Origin of the sequence: Verrucomicrobium sp. BvORR106 (genome assembly GCF_000739655.1) — a bacterium.
GTDB lineage: Bacteria > Verrucomicrobiota > Verrucomicrobiia > Verrucomicrobiales > Verrucomicrobiaceae > Verrucomicrobium.
Genome location: NZ_BATR01000118.1, coordinates 52,187 through 65,837, shown reverse-complemented (window position 1 = coordinate 65,837; position 13,651 = coordinate 52,187). Strand labels below are relative to the sequence as shown.

Below are 13,651 nucleotides of genomic sequence, written 5' to 3'. Positions count from 1 at the left end.
TCCCGTAGAATCCCACCCGGCTAAGCCATCTCTATGTTCGATTTCATCAAGCGGGCGCAGCTTACGCGCAAAGGTTTGTCTTGTGGCAAGACTCGCCGTAAGCATTTGCAAGGAGAGTTTTTAGAGACTCTGCGCTGCAATCCGATGGTGGGACTCGGACTGTTTGTCTCCGCCTTCATTGGCATCACGGTGCTGCTGAAGATCCTCGGGGCCAATCTCCCTGGAGCCACAGGTGCCAGCTTCATTTTCACCGCTGCGGTCTTCTTGCCCGCAGCGGTGCATTGGTACCTCAGCCTGCCGGCGGATGTCCGCCCGAATGGCCACGTGGTACTGGTCTTCTGCGCTGTAGTGCTTCATCTGGCCGCAGTCGGCGTAGTCTTGAGCTACGGTCACCATCGCTCCTGGCCGCCCTCGTACACCCTCCTCCTCGCTCCGCACGCTCTGGGTCCCGTCATCCTTTGCATGCTGGCGGGTCGCCGCATCTCCCTCTTTGGTGCCGTTTACGCGACGCTCCTTGGATCCTGCCTGGTTCCGCCCGACACGATCCTTCCGTACATCGCGACCGGGTTGAGCGTTGGGTTCGTCGGCGTCTATGTCACCCAGCGCATCCGTCGGCGCAGTCGGCTGCTCACTAGCGGCCTGTACATCGGTGCTGCTGCCTCCGTTTTCATGGTGCTGTTCAGCCAGACGAGCGTGGCCCTGAACAGTGACCACCAGGCCCTTCTCTTTCTGTCCCCTCTGCTCTCGGGCATTCTCACGGCAATGTTGGCTGGCGCCCTTCTTCCCGCCCTTGAGTCCCTCTTCCAGATGACCACCACGATTTCGTGGTTGGAGCTGGGTGACCTCAATCACCCGCTCATGAAGCGCCTCAGCATTGAGGCTCCAGGGACCTATCACCACTCTTTGGTGGTCGCCAACTTGGCCGAAGCTGCGGCGGAATCGATTTCCGCCAATGCGAGCATGTGCCGCGTGTGTGCTTATTTCCACGATATCGGCAAGCTCACCAAGCCGGAGTATTTCATCGAGAACATGGATCCCGATGACAACCCGCATGACGACCTCACCGCGCGTATGAGCGCCCTGGTCCTGATTGCCCACGTGAAAGACGGCGTGGACATTGCCATCAAGCACGGGCTCAACTCCCGGATCATCGATGTCATCGAGCAGCACCACGGAAACTCACTCGTCTATTTCTTCTATCGTCGTGCCCTGGACCAAAAGAAGGAGATCCTGCGCCTGGTGGAAGAAGACAAGGCCCGTGAGGACGACGTGCCGGAAGTCACCGAAGATGGTTTCCGTTATCCCGGCCCCCGCCCTCAGTTCAAGGAAGCCGCCATCATCTCCCTGGCAGATGCTGTGGAGAGCGCCAGTCGTACCCTCGCCAAGCCTTCTCTGACCCGGGTGGAGCAACTGGTGGAGGAGATTGTGCGCAACCGCATTCTCGATCATCAACTAGATGAGTGCGACCTCACCCTTGCAGAACTGGGTGACATCAAGGCCAGCTTTGTGAAGACGCTTATGAGCATGCTTCACAGCCGCATCCACTATCCCAAGGCACCTCGTGAGGAAACGCCTTCTGAAGTGGCGCGCAAGCATGCCAAGGACTCCAGGGAGCCCAAAGATCCTGAAGGATCCGGTACCAGCACGAAGCCGCAGCCGACCAAGGTCAATCACGCGGCCTGACCAGGCCCCCTTCTGCCGATGCGCATTCGCATTGACCGCCGCTATCGCCGGCCTCCCGCCGCGACGGCCCGCTGGAAAGCCACCGCGATCCAAGCCGTCCCGAAGTGCTTGGCGGCAGCTCGTGAACCCGAGTCACCACTCTCCCAACTGGAAGAGGTGGAGTTCATCCTTGTTTCAGACCGGACCATTACCAAGGTCCACGGTGAGTTTCTTGATGATCCGACTCCGACAGACGTGATTACCTTTCACCACGGCGAGATCCTCATCAGTCTCGACACTGCCGAGAAGCAAGCCGCCGAGCACAGCGAGAGCTATGAGCGTGAAGTAGCCCGCTACATCGTACATGGCCTCCTGCATCTAGCAGGCTGGAGCGACTATGAGCCTGCGGAGCGCACAGAGATGCACCGCATCCAGGAGGAGATCCTGGACGCCTGCTGGCCAAAGAGCCCTACGCCCTGAGCGCGCCCGCCAAGGCGCGGCGCAAGCACGCAGGACGATCAGAATTGGGCAGCCTCTTACCTGCTGCGGGGACCTGCATCAGGGCCCGGCTCTGGACGCCCCTCTGGGCGCCGATCATCAAAAGGCGGCGGACCAGGAGGCCCCCCTGGTCCAGGTCCTGGACCACCCGGTCCCGGACGCCAACCGCCTTCTTGCACGGGCATTTCTTTGCGAGCTACTTCCTGGACGATACCGACCAGCTTGCCCCAAGCCTCTAACCGCCCAGCAGGCGGAGCTTTCTCGAGCGCCTCAATCCCCGCTTTGACGGCAGGATCAGCCTGTACTTTCTCCGCAATCTCCTTCGTGGGGAAACGGCGATTCTCGGACCGGGAGAGAGCATGCAGCTCCATTCCCAGTCGGTTGACGGCTTTTTTTACAAACTCTGGATCATTCGGGTCCGGCATCGGCATCATCCCGAAGGGACCTCCCTTGGGCTTGTGCTTCTCCAGCAATTCCACCGCCGCAGGGTCAGCTTCCTTGAGCGCCTTTTGCAGCGTTTCACGGTATTCGTCATTGGCTTTCTGGTACCGTTCCCGCGCCGCCGTGACTGCAGGGTTCTGCCAAGCTTTTTCAAAGGCGTCACGCACCTGCTGACGTTCTTCTTCGGTCATGGTGCGAAAGGCATCCATGCGATCCCGGTCGCCGCCACGGCCAAATCCAGACCGGCCATCCCGGTCACGGTCACGATCCTTGCCGTCCATACCGGATTTGGGGGGCCTTGGTCCAGGACCAGGTCCGGGGCCGCCCCCTTCCGATCCACCCTCTGGCGTACGTGGCCCCTGAGCAGGCAAGTTGGCAGGGCCTCCCATCATCACGAAGGTGATCCCCATGGCTGCTACTGCTGCCGCTCTTCTCATGGAGAAGACCATTAGCATGCTGGTGTAAAACGCAACGCTGGACAAGGGCAACTTCATCTTCACAAGCTGAGGAAACACTTCCAAAACAGAAAAGTTGCAATCTCGTGAAGGGTCTTGCGGGTTGCGGCGGCCCGAATTCTGCTCTATGGATGGGCCTATGCCTATTGCTACACCTGCCCAATACCGCGCCATGCTGGCTGCCGCCCAGGAGGGCGGATATGCGTATCCCGCCATCAACGTGACCTCCATCACGACCATCAATGGCGCGCTCAAGGCATTTGCAGACGCCAAGTCCGACGGCATCATCCAGGTGAGCACCGGCGGTGGCGAGTTCGCCTCCGGAACTTCGGTCAAGGACATGGCCCTGGGAGCCATCGTGCTGGCGGAAGCCGCCCACACCCTGGCCGAGCGTTACAACGTGCTCGTGGCGCTCCATACCGACCACTGCCAGCCCAAGAAGGTGGACACTTTCCTCAAACCCCTCATTGCCGCCACGGCCGCCCGCCGCGCCGCTGGCAAAGGCAACCTCTTCAACTCCCACATGCTGGACGCCTCTGAGCTGCCACTTGAAGAGAACATGAAGCTTTCCAAGGCGCTCCTTGCCGAGTGCGTGGCCAACGAAATCATCCTCGAAGTCGAAGCCGGCGTGGTCGGTGGTGAGGAAGACGGCGTGGACCATGGCGATCAGCCGAATGAAAAACTCTACACCACCCCTGAGGACATGGTGGAAGTGTACGAGTCCCTCAGCGGCATTGGCCAGTTCATGTTCGCCGCCACCTTTGGCAACGTTCATGGCGCCTACAAGCCAGGCGCAGTGAAGCTCAAGCCGACCATCCTGCGTGACGGTCAGGCTGCAGTGACGGCCAAGTACGGCGCTGACGCTGAGATGGACCTCGTGTTCCACGGCGGTTCCGGCACCCCGCTGGAAGAAATCCGTGAGACGCTCGACTACGGCGTCATCAAGATGAACATCGACACGGACACCCAGTACGCCTTCACCCGCCCCATCGCGGAGCACATGTTCAAGAACTACGACGGCGTTCTCAAGATCGACGGCGAAGTGGGTGACAAGAAGCTCTACGATCCCCGTGGCTATCTGAAGAAAGCGGAAGTCGGCCTCGCCAAGCGCCTCCAGCAGGCTTGCGATGACCTTCGCAGCACCGGCCGCACCATCTACGGCACGGTGTAGTCCTTCATCAGGCACATCTTGCCTCTCCTTTGGAGCCCTGCTTCCCACCTCTGGGAGCAGGGTTCTTTCTTGTCTGGACACCCTCTCAACGGGTGGGACGCGCGACACCGCCTACACTGGCAGTTTTTGCGGCACCGTAAGCTCCAGCCCACTCTCCCAGCTTTGCCTGGACGATCCGGACACGCTCTCCAGTAGGACACCACTCCGAGGCATCCAAGTGCGGCTGAATGCCCGCCATCACCAACTCCCAAGCCCCCGCCGCGATGCCGCCTCCCAGAATGAAATCCTGCGGATCAAAGGCATTTATCAAGGACACCATCCCTGCCGCCAAGGCGTGCATGGAACGATCCCAAACTTCCTTGGCAACATCATCGCCTCTTTGCGCTGCCTCCAGCAGCTCGCGGGTACTCTGAAAGCGACCCTGAGTACGCAGGGAGACTGTGGAATTGCCCACGGCGTCTTCCAGGCTGCCGGGCGTCCCGACGATATCGCCCGAACCGGTGAAATTCACGGTGATGTGCCCCAGATGCCCGGCCCTGCCCAGATGACCACGAAGCAGATGCCCGTCTGCGATGACAGCTCCTCCCACTCCTGTCCCAAGGGTCAACATCACCACATCTTGGGAACCCTCAGCCGCCCCTTTCCAAACTTCGCCCACCAGAGCCGCATGAGCATCGTTGAGGACCTGCACCTCACGCCCCAGGTAGTTGGCCCAGGAGAAACCTTCCAGGTCAGCCATGCGTCCGCGCATCCACTGGATGGTGCGTCCATCTCGCGCAGCCAATCCAGGGGCCGAGATACCCACTGGCACCGCCGAGCGCCCTCTGGCACTTTCGAAGCCAGCAATCAGAGTCTTCACCGCCTCCGCCCAGGCGGGCACTCCAGCTACAATGGCCCCGTCGTTGGTAGGCAGCGTGGCGCGCTCCAGGCACTGCCCTGTTTCACTGTCAAAAAGTCCGGCTTTGATGTTGGTGCCGCCGATGTCGATTCCAATGAGATCCATGCTGGGAAGCTGATACAATGTGGACCGGGCTTATTCGGATAACCCGCCGTACTGACCCTCCGTGACGGTCCATCCGCCGTCAACCGCGAGTACCTGGCCGGTCACGTATCGCGCCTGACGTGAGAGCAAAAACACTGCGGCACCATCCAAGTCCCCCGGAATCCCCACCCGCCCGCCATCGAGCGGTTGCTTGCTGGAAACGAACTGCACAATCTGCTCGTCTCCCACCGCCCGCCGGGACATCGGCGTCTCCACCAGCGCGGGAGCGATCACATTGATCCGGATATTGTGGGTCGCATAGTACGCCGCCGTCGCCTTGCTGAACCCCACAATCGCTGCCTTGGCCGCCGCATACGCGTGACTCGCAAAGAACTTCGGGGAGGGAGACCACCCTAGCACACTCGCCATGTTCAGGATGGTGCCGCCATCGTCTTGCTTGAGGAACTGTCGAACGGCTGCCCGATTGGAGTTGAACAGCGATTTCAGATTGAGGTCGAGGGTATAGTCCCAACCCTCGTCCGTAAGTTCGTGAAGCGGCCCATCCCCTCTGGAGCGGCCACTACCTCCTGCGACGTGATAGAGCCCATCCAGGCGGCCGAAGCGCTGGACTGCCAGTTCCACCGCACGCTCAGACGTCTCCGGCAGGACTGCGTCGCCAGCCAAGCCACAGGCTCCACCTCCCAGCACAGCCAGGGCTGATTCCAGGCTCTCTCCAGACCGCCCGACCACGACCAGACGAGCCCCTCCGTCCGCCAGTGCTTGGGCTGCCGAGAGCCCCAGGCCAGTCGTCCCCCCCATCACCAGCACCACCAGATCCTTGACATCGCTTGCGCCATTCATCAGCATGCACCCTAGCGGTCGACCCGCAGCGTGGCAAGACGCCGGTTCTTCTGGCAGGCGCCTGTGCATGGTTCATCCCGCTTCATCTCATTCACTTTCCTACCACCATGCCATCCCGCCTCAGCCTGCTGATCTTGGCCCTGGCCGCCAGTCTCCTCTCAAGCTGCTCCCTGGGTTACCAAAGCGACTGGACCAAGGCGGCGACGCGTGACGCCCAACACCCGCCCAAAGATCTGAGTGGTGCCTGGGAAGGCCGCTGGTACAGCCTGAAAAACGGACATCACGGCAAGCTCAAAGCCATCGTCAGCCGCGTGGAGGAGCAAGGAAAGAACACCGCCTACGATTTCCGCTACCACGCCACCTGGGCCAAGGTACTCAGCGGGGGCTACACCGCCCGTCATCTCGTGGACCATCGCGGTAAGGTGACCGGGCAGCAGAACCTCGGAGCCTTGGTCGGCGGCGTCTATCACTATGAGGGGAAGGCCTCCCCTTCCCAGTTCAAGGCAACTTACCGCTGCGACATCGACAACGGGGTGTTTGAGCTTCAAAGACCAGCTCCGTCCAAGCGTTGATTAATGATGAAGGCGGCCCACCTAGACCGCCTTCATCATACACAACACAACACCATTCGACACCTGACAAATCAGTTCGCTCGTCCCTTCAGCCACCCTTTATTCCGAGGAATTTCGGATGGAATTACAGGACGACTCATTATTATGAAACTGCATCGTCTGTGCCAAGACATTAATCAATCGAACTGAACTTTTTACTCCAGCAAACAGTTGTTCGCGGCTGCAAATAATCGGCGTAGCCTTTCTTAGTCTTTTCCTCCCGCCTTGGCCCATTCCTCTTTGATCACAGGCCCTATGATGGCGTTCCACTTGGCATAACCGGCGTCGTTGAGATGCAGTTTGTCTTTGCGGAAATACTCGTTCTTGGGCACACCCTTGTCATCCATCAAGTAATTCATCGACTCCAGCCACCGCACCCAGCTTTTACCCTCACACCAAGCCTGCAGGAGGCTGTTAAGTTGATTCACTGCAGGGATCTGTTTGAGACGAGATTCGGAAACTTTTACGGAATTCACGATGACCCGGCAGTCAGGGAGCTTCTCGTGTACAAGGTTCAGGAAAGCGGTGTAGTCGGCAAGAACCTCCTCAGGCTTGAGCTTCGCGTTCAGGTCATTGCTTCCTGTATAAACCACCAGTACCTTGGGTTCATACCGCAACACCACCCGGTCCGCGTGCACCACCAGGTCATTGGCCACTGACCCTCCGAATCCGCGATTCAGGATGGCAAGCTTGGGAAACGCAGTGGCGGTCTTCCAGAGCCGGATGCTGGAACTCCCAGTGAAGACGATGCCCCCTTTGACAGGCTTTTCCTTGAACTCAGCGTCAAACTTGGCCAGTTCCTTTTCAAATCTGGCCGGGTCAGGGCGCTTTCCCGGCGTCAGGGCTGCTTCCGCAGGAGCCGTCGCGGTCGGAGATGCCGGTGCGGGAGCTTGGGCTGCCAGTGGACTGTTGGCCAGACCAATGGCGGCTGCCAGACTGGCGACGGTGAGGTGGTGGAGACGATGGAGGCGGAACCCGGACACTTTCATGGGCGCGATGCTAGGACCACGTCCCTACCGAGGCAAGCAGGATTGCGCCCCTCACAACTGGCCGGCCTCACCGTCCCACGAGGCTAAGTCTCATGCTGGCCGCCGCTTTCCTCGCGGCCTCCAGTTCCCCGGCGCTGAGCACCGAGTCCAGCGTTTCCAGACTGGCACGGGCCGCCTTCACGCCCTGAGCGGCGGAAGCGGTAAGCCACTTGTAGGCCTCGATGTAACTCTGTGGCACGCCCTCGCCCCGACCATACAGGATCCCCAGATAATACTGGGCCATCGGCTCGTTGCGCTCTGCCGATTCGCGGAACCACCGTGCGGCCTCCTTGAGATCTTTGGTAACGCCGTGTCCATTGGCGTAGCAGCTTGCAAGGTTCAATTGGGCCACTGGATCCCCCTGCTCCGAGGCCTGGCGAAACCACCTCGCCCCTTCGGCCTGGTCTTCGACAGTTCCTTCCCCTTTCATGTAGAGGAGTCCCAAAGCCGCCTGGGCTTCCGCATACCCTTTGCCCGCAGCCTCCTTGTACCAATGGAAGGCCTTCACCGGATCGCGGTCATCGGAGCGTTCACGCCCGTCGTAGCGGAGGGCCAGGGCCAGCTGCGACGCCCCCTCTCCCGCCAGAGCCTTGGCTTCCAGTTCCTTCAACTCGACCACCGGGTCGGCCAGGGCCAGCCCCAGACCGAGGCTCAAGCCCACCCAGCACGCCACGACCGCTTTCCATCCGGCGGCCGGACGGAATCGTGTCACCCATCTGCTATCATCCATAGAAACCTCAATTCAGGAGTTCGGGAGTCATCAGATGGGACATCGCCAGAACCGCCTGCGTTGAGGGTAATTTTTTTCGCTGTGTCTAGAGCAGGGCTATCCCCTGCTCGGTGAGGGCTTTATGAACTGCCACACTTAAGTCACTGCTGAGGGGCCGGGCGTCTTCAAAGCGGTTTGTCCACACCCGGAGTTCGAACTTGATGCCCCCGGCTACGAACTCAGTAAGGCAGGTTTGTGGTGCGGGGGCCTGTACCACCAGTGGGTGGTCCGCCGCAACCCCATTGATGACCTCAATCACCCGCTGGGGATCCGCATCCTTCGCAACCGTCACCGCCACTTCCAACCGCCGTTTGCGATCCGTCAGCGTCCAGTTCGTGAAGCGATCCGCGATGAGCTTTCCGTTGGGGACCACCACTTCTGAGCCATCCCCCACCTTGACGATGCTGGCCCGAATGCCGATGTGCGTGACCACTCCCGTGATCGTCTCCAATTGAATAATGTCCCCTACCTGGACCGGACGCTCGAAGAGCAGGATCAGGCCAGAGACGAAATTGTTCACGATGTTCTGCATGCCGAAGCCCAGCCCCACACCGAATGCACCCGCCAGTATGGTGAACTTCGTCATGTCATAGCCCAAGGCGGCCACGGCAAGCACGAAGCCCACCAGAAGGATCACATAGTGCAGGATGGTGGAGATCGCATAGGGAACACCCCGAGCCAGGCGCACCCGGGGATAAATGTCCTCTTCAAGCACGAAGCGCAGGATCTTGGAGAGCAGGAACGCCCCGGCCACCATCAACAGGAAGGTGACGACGCCACCGATGGATAGAGTGGCTGAGCCCAGGATCCAGTTGCTCGTCAGCGTAGTCTCGATGGCTTCAAACACCGGCCGCTTCAGGGAGAGCACATCCAGGGTGGAAGTGGCCCACCAGAGCCCGGCCAGCCAGCGCAGAAGTCGGCTGCTGCGACGACGCAACATCGGCCGGTGCCGCTGCACCGCGCGAAGCTTCGCCACCGGGCGGAAGTGGAGGAAACAACCCACCAGCGCATCCACCACACTGACCGCCGCATTCAAAACCAGTGCCAGATAGGTGCTCTTGAACAGGCCGGCCGTGAGGAATCTGGCCAACCCCACGTATCCCAGGGCGTTCATCACGAAGGCCACCCCGAACACCGTCATCGCCAGCCGCACCGCCAGCAGGGAGATGGACCAGAGCCGGGCGGAGGTGTCATCCGGCTTGGTGGCACGGCGCAAGAACCAAAGGCAAAACAACGCACCCGCCAGGGTCTCCCCGAGGAAAAGGAATCGAGACAGCACCGGCCATGGGGCCGCGAGGTTCAAGACCACACCGCAGAGATAGAAGCCGGCCAGACCGTAGAGGAGCTTCCTCAATGAGCCCGCCACCAGGTGGTGCAGCACATAGAGCGTCGGCACGAGCGCCACGCCTCCCACCACCGCCCAGAAGATGCGGGGAGGCTGAGGATAGATCCAGCCACTCACCAGCACCGCCAGGACCAGCGCCGTGCTTTTGGGCACGCCAAAGACCACGGCCGCACCGCGCAGGGACTCATCCCCTACTGCCCATTGTCCCACATGACGTCGCATCCAGGTAATGAGCAAAAAGAACGCGACGACAATCAGCCCGTGCAGAACCAACGCCCCGCGTTGGCGGAGCAAGTACGCGCCCAGCGCAGACCACTGCACGGGCAATGCCTCACCGGCATCCATTCTCATCACATCCGCAGAACGCTGGAGTGCGTCCGGCTTCCAGATCATCGGCGCATCTGGTTGCAGTAGCATCCGCATCGCCCGGCTCTGCGCCTGGGTGATGGCCACCTGCATCTCCCTGGCACGAGCGTCTTCATTGCTCACCTTGGTTTGCAAGGCGACGATCCCGCTGCTGGCTCTTTGCCCCGCGGTGCGCGCCTTCTGGATTTGGTCCATCACGGCCCCGATCCGCTTGAGCACCTCCGGCATCGCCCCGGCCTTCTTGGCTTCGTCGAGGGTCTTCTGCCAGGTGTCCAGCAGCTTGGCCAGCCGCTGGTCCCGCCGCTCCAGGAGATCCGCGCGGGCAGCCAGCTCACTCTGCCAATTGCTGAGCAAGCGACGCATCTCCGCCCATACCGTTTCCTGGGACTGCAACGCATCCAATCCGGGACTGGCCCCCAGAATGGCGCTCGTTTCTGCCGTCCGTGCGGAGATCTCTTTGGCCTGCTTGCCGAGCTGCGCCGTCACCCCTGTTTCCACCTTCACTCCCTCAGCATCAGCCTGGAGCGCCTCCATCTCCTGGTCCGAGTTCTGAGCCTGCTCCGCGACCTGCGCGAGAGGAAAGAAGTCCGGCAGCACCGGCTCCACCGGTTCGGCCGGCTTCACCATGGTGCCAATGTCCGGCAGTTTGGGTGGCTGCTGAGCCACCCCTGCCATCGCCCACATGACCGTCCAGAAAGCGATTGCCAGCAGCTTCATCCAATCACCCTTAGAGACCTATGGGCCTCGGGGCAACCGGGTTTTTCAGCAGTTGGCTGCAGTTGGTGATTGACTAAAACTCATTTCAAACGTTTGTTTGAACGGTGTCCACCCTGCTCACCTTTCCTGACCAGAGCCACCCACCCGCTGTCGCGAAGGTCCCCTCCGCCGTCACCCGCCTCACTCTTCTGGACACTGCCGAGAGGCTTTTCGCCGAGCGAGGCATCGACGGCACGTCCGTCCGCGACATCACCAAAGCCGCAGCAGCGAACGTTTCGGCAGTCAACTACCACTTCGGAGGCAAGGACGGCTTGGTAGAGGCGGTGTTCTTCCGCCGACTGGCCCCGCTTAATGACCATCGGCTGACCCGCCTCGCGGCCGCCGTCAAGCATGCCGGTGGGTCTCCTGTTCCTCTTGAGGACATCCTTGATGCCTTCATCCGCCCGTCGGTGGACGAGTTGCGCACGGGCGGATACTCCGATGACTTTCTCCGCCTGATGGGGCGGTGCCTCCAGGAGCCCAATCCCAAGCTGGAGACCTTCCTCGTCGGAGTGTTTGCAGAGGTGGTTTCCACCTTCAATCCCCACTTCCTCCGCGCACTTCCCGGACTCCCGGAGAGGGAGCTGTTTTGGCGCACCAGTTTCATGTTTGGGACCCTCCACCATGCTCTCTATAAGTGGAGCCGCTTTGAGACCTGCCAGTTCGCCAGCATGGCAGGAATGCCGCACACCTCCCGACTTACGGGAGAGCAGTTGGTCCGCTCCCTCATACACTACGCTGCAGCAGGCATGCGCGCGCCGTTCGACCTCGGCACCCCCCTTCCTTCCTGATCCACAAGACAGGGAGAACGACCAAAAAACAACCACCCACTCCAACCCAGAGCCCGCGACCTCAATATGAAGAACACCCTCCTCCTCCTCGCCACGCTTGGCGGCCTTGGCAGCACTGCCATAGCAGGCACGCCTGTGCCCACGGTGATCACGCCTCCTCCGGCCCCGGTCTCCCTTTACAACGCCCACGAACTCCAGTTTGACCTTTTTGGCCAGTATGGAGTGACCAGTTCCGGCAACGAACGGCTCATCGGTGACGACGCTTTCGGCGGCGGCCTTGGAGTAAACTATTTCATCACCCGCTGGTTCGGCATCGGGGGTGAAGGATCGCTCTTCGATACCGAAGGCGACGCCGTGGGCACCGCCACCTTCAACGTCTTCTTCCGGGCACCGCTTGGTGAGTCTGGCTTTGCTGTCTATGGTTTCACGGGCATCGGCATCACCTTCAACGCGGATGACATCGACAGCGATGACTTCGATGATTTTCAGGACCGGGTGGAAGATGACGATGATCCACGGGATACAGATGATGTCCTGCTTCAGGGCCATGTCGGTCTCGGAGTCGAATACCGTTTCAGCCCGAACTTCGGCATCTTTACGGATGCTCGCTACACCTTCGTCGAACGCGATGACAGCGACTTCACGCTGATTCGCGCTGGCGTTCGTTTCGCGTTCTAACGAATCCTGGTTGAGTGATTGCACCGCCTCCGTCGCCTCAGGGTGGCGGAGGCTTTTTTGCACCTCAGACTGGCAGGGTGAAGGAGAAGACACTTCCCCCGGATTCAGGGAAATCACATTTCACCGCCCCTCCCTGCATCTCCACCAGCCGTTGTACAATGGGGAGGCCCAGACCATGCGGGCTGTTGGGCACCTGGAGCAGATGGAAGGGGTAGAACAGCTGGCCACGCTTGGCTGCCGGCACCCCTCTTCCCATATCTCGGACGCCGAAACGCAACTCACGGGTCCCCGCGAGCTCCCAGAAAAGCTGCACCTCAGTTCCGGCCGCGGAGTGCTCGATGGCATTGCCCATCAGATTATGCCAGATCACCTCCAGCCAGGAGGCCACGCCAGAGATCTCCGGCCAGCCCTCGGGATGGCGGATGGAGATCTTTTTCCTCATGAGTGCACGCTGGAGCCGCTGCTCTGCGGCCCACACCACTTCCATCATCACCACGGGTGCCTTGGCCGGACGTTCCGTCACCGCCCGGGCCATAAAGCTGATACGATCCATCAACCGAATCATGGACTGGGCCGAATCAAACAGAGGATCGGTCAACGAAGCGAGCTCCGCATTGGACTCTCCAAGCAGTTCCTTGATCAGCTCCGCCGTGGTGGTGATGCCACCTAAAGGCGAACGTAGATCATGGTTCACCCGGCGGGCCACGGCCTTGAGATCCCCACGCAACCGGGCGTACTCCCGCTCGCCCTCATAAATCTTCCAGGCATCCCGCAGCGCCCGGGTCAGCCCGGAAGGCGAGGTGAGAAGTTCAGGATCATCCAGCACCATGACCGCCCAGCGAGGCAGCTGCTGCGGATCCTGCGCGCTCCGTACGGCACTGATGACGCCAGAGTCTGGACTGATCAGCACCACCATCTGGCGATGCGTCACCGCAGGTTCATGCAACAGTTCCTCCGAGTCCCGCACCGCCCTCACTCCGGCTTCACCAAACGCGGTCCGGCCAGCCACCGCCACCTGTGTCGTCACCTCTGGGCCATCTGCGACACTTACTAGCAACAATTCCATGATCTCGGGCGGGGCGGTCATCAACATTCGACGGGCTGGCGCGAGGGTGTTTTGATCCGGCGGAAACTCGCTGCCAATTTCAAGTATCGAAGCCTAACCATGAACCGGTTGGGTGCCCGGAAAAAGTTTGTTCGATTTTGTGCGGTGACATCGACGGGACGCATTCCCCCG

At 60.7% G+C, this 13,651-nt stretch carries 13 protein-coding genes; 6 read left to right on the top strand and 7 right to left on the bottom strand.

Features of this window, described 5'->3' with window-relative positions:
• Window positions 1-33 precede the first annotated feature (33 nt).
• Entirely contained in the window at window positions 34-1,683 is a 1,650-nt protein-coding gene (locus tag BV106_RS21735; RefSeq protein WP_081892089.1) for an HDIG domain-containing metalloprotein, read from the top strand.
• Window positions 1,684-1,701: 18 nt separating this feature from the next.
• Window positions 1,702-2,142, top strand: a complete 441-nt coding sequence (ybeY, locus tag BV106_RS21730) for an rRNA maturation RNase YbeY (RefSeq protein ID WP_051946160.1) — start codon at window positions 1,702-1,704, stop codon at window positions 2,140-2,142.
• Window positions 2,143-2,198: 56 nt separating this feature from the next.
• Here the strand turns inward: ybeY and BV106_RS21725 are convergent, their stop codons facing one another.
• Entirely contained in the window at window positions 2,199-2,882 is a 684-nt protein-coding gene (locus BV106_RS21725) for a hypothetical protein (protein WP_038168210.1), read from the bottom strand.
• A gap of 313 nt (window positions 2,883-3,195) precedes the next feature.
• Here BV106_RS21725 and fbaA point away from each other — a divergent pair, with 313 nt between their 5' ends.
• Entirely contained in the window at window positions 3,196-4,227 is a 1,032-nt protein-coding gene (fbaA, locus tag BV106_RS21720) for a class II fructose-bisphosphate aldolase (RefSeq protein WP_038168208.1), read from the top strand.
• Between the two features lie 85 nt (window positions 4,228-4,312).
• Here fbaA and BV106_RS21715 read toward each other — a convergent pair whose 3' ends face one another.
• Window positions 4,313-5,230, bottom strand: coding sequence for an ROK family protein (locus BV106_RS21715; RefSeq protein WP_038168206.1), 918 nt, complete (start codon window positions 5,228-5,230; stop codon window positions 4,313-4,315).
• 30 nt (window positions 5,231-5,260) lie between these two features.
• Complete coding sequence (locus tag BV106_RS21710; RefSeq protein ID WP_081892087.1) at window positions 5,261-6,076, bottom strand: SDR family oxidoreductase; 816 nt, start codon at window positions 6,074-6,076, stop codon at window positions 5,261-5,263.
• A 101-nt stretch (window positions 6,077-6,177) separates the two neighbouring features.
• Between BV106_RS21710 and BV106_RS21705 the strand changes: the two genes are divergently transcribed.
• Entirely contained in the window at window positions 6,178-6,642 is a 465-nt protein-coding gene (locus BV106_RS21705; protein ID WP_038168203.1) for a hypothetical protein, read from the top strand.
• Window positions 6,643-6,887: 245 nt separating this feature from the next.
• Here BV106_RS21705 and BV106_RS21700 read toward each other — a convergent pair whose 3' ends face one another.
• The 3 genes from BV106_RS21700 to BV106_RS36030 all read right to left on the bottom strand — a co-directional run bounded on the left by BV106_RS21700 (window position 6,888) and on the right by BV106_RS36030 (window position 10,906).
• Window positions 6,888-7,670, bottom strand: a complete 783-nt coding sequence (locus tag BV106_RS21700) for a GDSL-type esterase/lipase family protein (protein WP_051946159.1) — start codon at window positions 7,668-7,670, stop codon at window positions 6,888-6,890.
• A 67-nt stretch (window positions 7,671-7,737) separates the two neighbouring features.
• A complete protein-coding gene (locus BV106_RS21695) occupies window positions 7,738-8,439 on the bottom strand; it encodes a tetratricopeptide repeat protein (RefSeq protein WP_051946158.1) in 702 nt (233 codons plus the stop codon).
• Window positions 8,440-8,524: 85 nt separating this feature from the next.
• Complete coding sequence (locus tag BV106_RS36030; protein WP_051946157.1) at window positions 8,525-10,906, bottom strand: mechanosensitive ion channel domain-containing protein; 2,382 nt, start codon at window positions 10,904-10,906, stop codon at window positions 8,525-8,527.
• A gap of 104 nt (window positions 10,907-11,010) precedes the next feature.
• Between BV106_RS36030 and BV106_RS21685 the strand changes: the two genes are divergently transcribed.
• Together BV106_RS21685 and BV106_RS21680 are read left to right on the top strand one after the other, a co-directional pair.
• Window positions 11,011-11,736: a TetR/AcrR family transcriptional regulator gene (locus BV106_RS21685; RefSeq protein WP_038168200.1), complete on the top strand. Its 726-nt coding sequence runs from the start codon at window positions 11,011-11,013 to the stop codon at window positions 11,734-11,736.
• Window positions 11,737-11,802: 66 nt separating this feature from the next.
• Window positions 11,803-12,414 (top strand): outer membrane beta-barrel protein, encoded by a 612-nt coding sequence (locus BV106_RS21680; protein WP_038168198.1) that lies wholly within the window; start codon window positions 11,803-11,805, stop codon window positions 12,412-12,414.
• A 64-nt stretch (window positions 12,415-12,478) separates the two neighbouring features.
• Here BV106_RS21680 and BV106_RS21675 read toward each other — a convergent pair whose 3' ends face one another.
• Window positions 12,479-13,480: an ATP-binding protein gene (locus BV106_RS21675; protein ID WP_265595934.1), complete on the bottom strand. Its 1,002-nt coding sequence runs from the start codon at window positions 13,478-13,480 to the stop codon at window positions 12,479-12,481.
• Between the last annotated feature and the right edge of the window lie 171 nt (window positions 13,481-13,651).

Coding starts and splice junctions, on each gene's coding strand:
- BV106_RS21700 (WP_051946159.1), bottom strand. CDS start 7,670: ATGAAAGTGTCCGGGTTCCGCCTCCATCGTCTCCACCACCTCACCGTC.
- BV106_RS21710 (WP_081892087.1), bottom strand. CDS start 6,076: ATGCTGATGAATGGCGCAAGCGATGTCAAGGATCTGGTGGTGCTGGTG.
- BV106_RS21675 (WP_265595934.1), bottom strand. CDS start 13,480: ATGGAATTGTTGCTAGTAAGTGTCGCAGATGGCCCAGAGGTGACGACA.
- BV106_RS21705 (WP_038168203.1), top strand. CDS start 6,178: ATGCCATCCCGCCTCAGCCTGCTGATCTTGGCCCTGGCCGCCAGTCTC.
- BV106_RS21715 (WP_038168206.1), bottom strand. CDS start 5,230: ATGGATCTCATTGGAATCGACATCGGCGGCACCAACATCAAAGCCGGA.
- BV106_RS21695 (WP_051946158.1), bottom strand. CDS start 8,439: ATGGATGATAGCAGATGGGTGACACGATTCCGTCCGGCCGCCGGATGG.
- BV106_RS36030 (WP_051946157.1), bottom strand. CDS start 10,906: ATGAAGCTGCTGGCAATCGCTTTCTGGACGGTCATGTGGGCGATGGCA.
- fbaA (WP_038168208.1), top strand. CDS start 3,196: ATGCCTATTGCTACACCTGCCCAATACCGCGCCATGCTGGCTGCCGCC.
- BV106_RS21680 (WP_038168198.1), top strand. CDS start 11,803: ATGAAGAACACCCTCCTCCTCCTCGCCACGCTTGGCGGCCTTGGCAGC.
- ybeY (WP_051946160.1), top strand. CDS start 1,702: ATGCGCATTCGCATTGACCGCCGCTATCGCCGGCCTCCCGCCGCGACG.
- BV106_RS21735 (WP_081892089.1), top strand. CDS start 34: ATGTTCGATTTCATCAAGCGGGCGCAGCTTACGCGCAAAGGTTTGTCT.
- BV106_RS21725 (WP_038168210.1), bottom strand. CDS start 2,882: ATGGACGGCAAGGATCGTGACCGTGACCGGGATGGCCGGTCTGGATTT.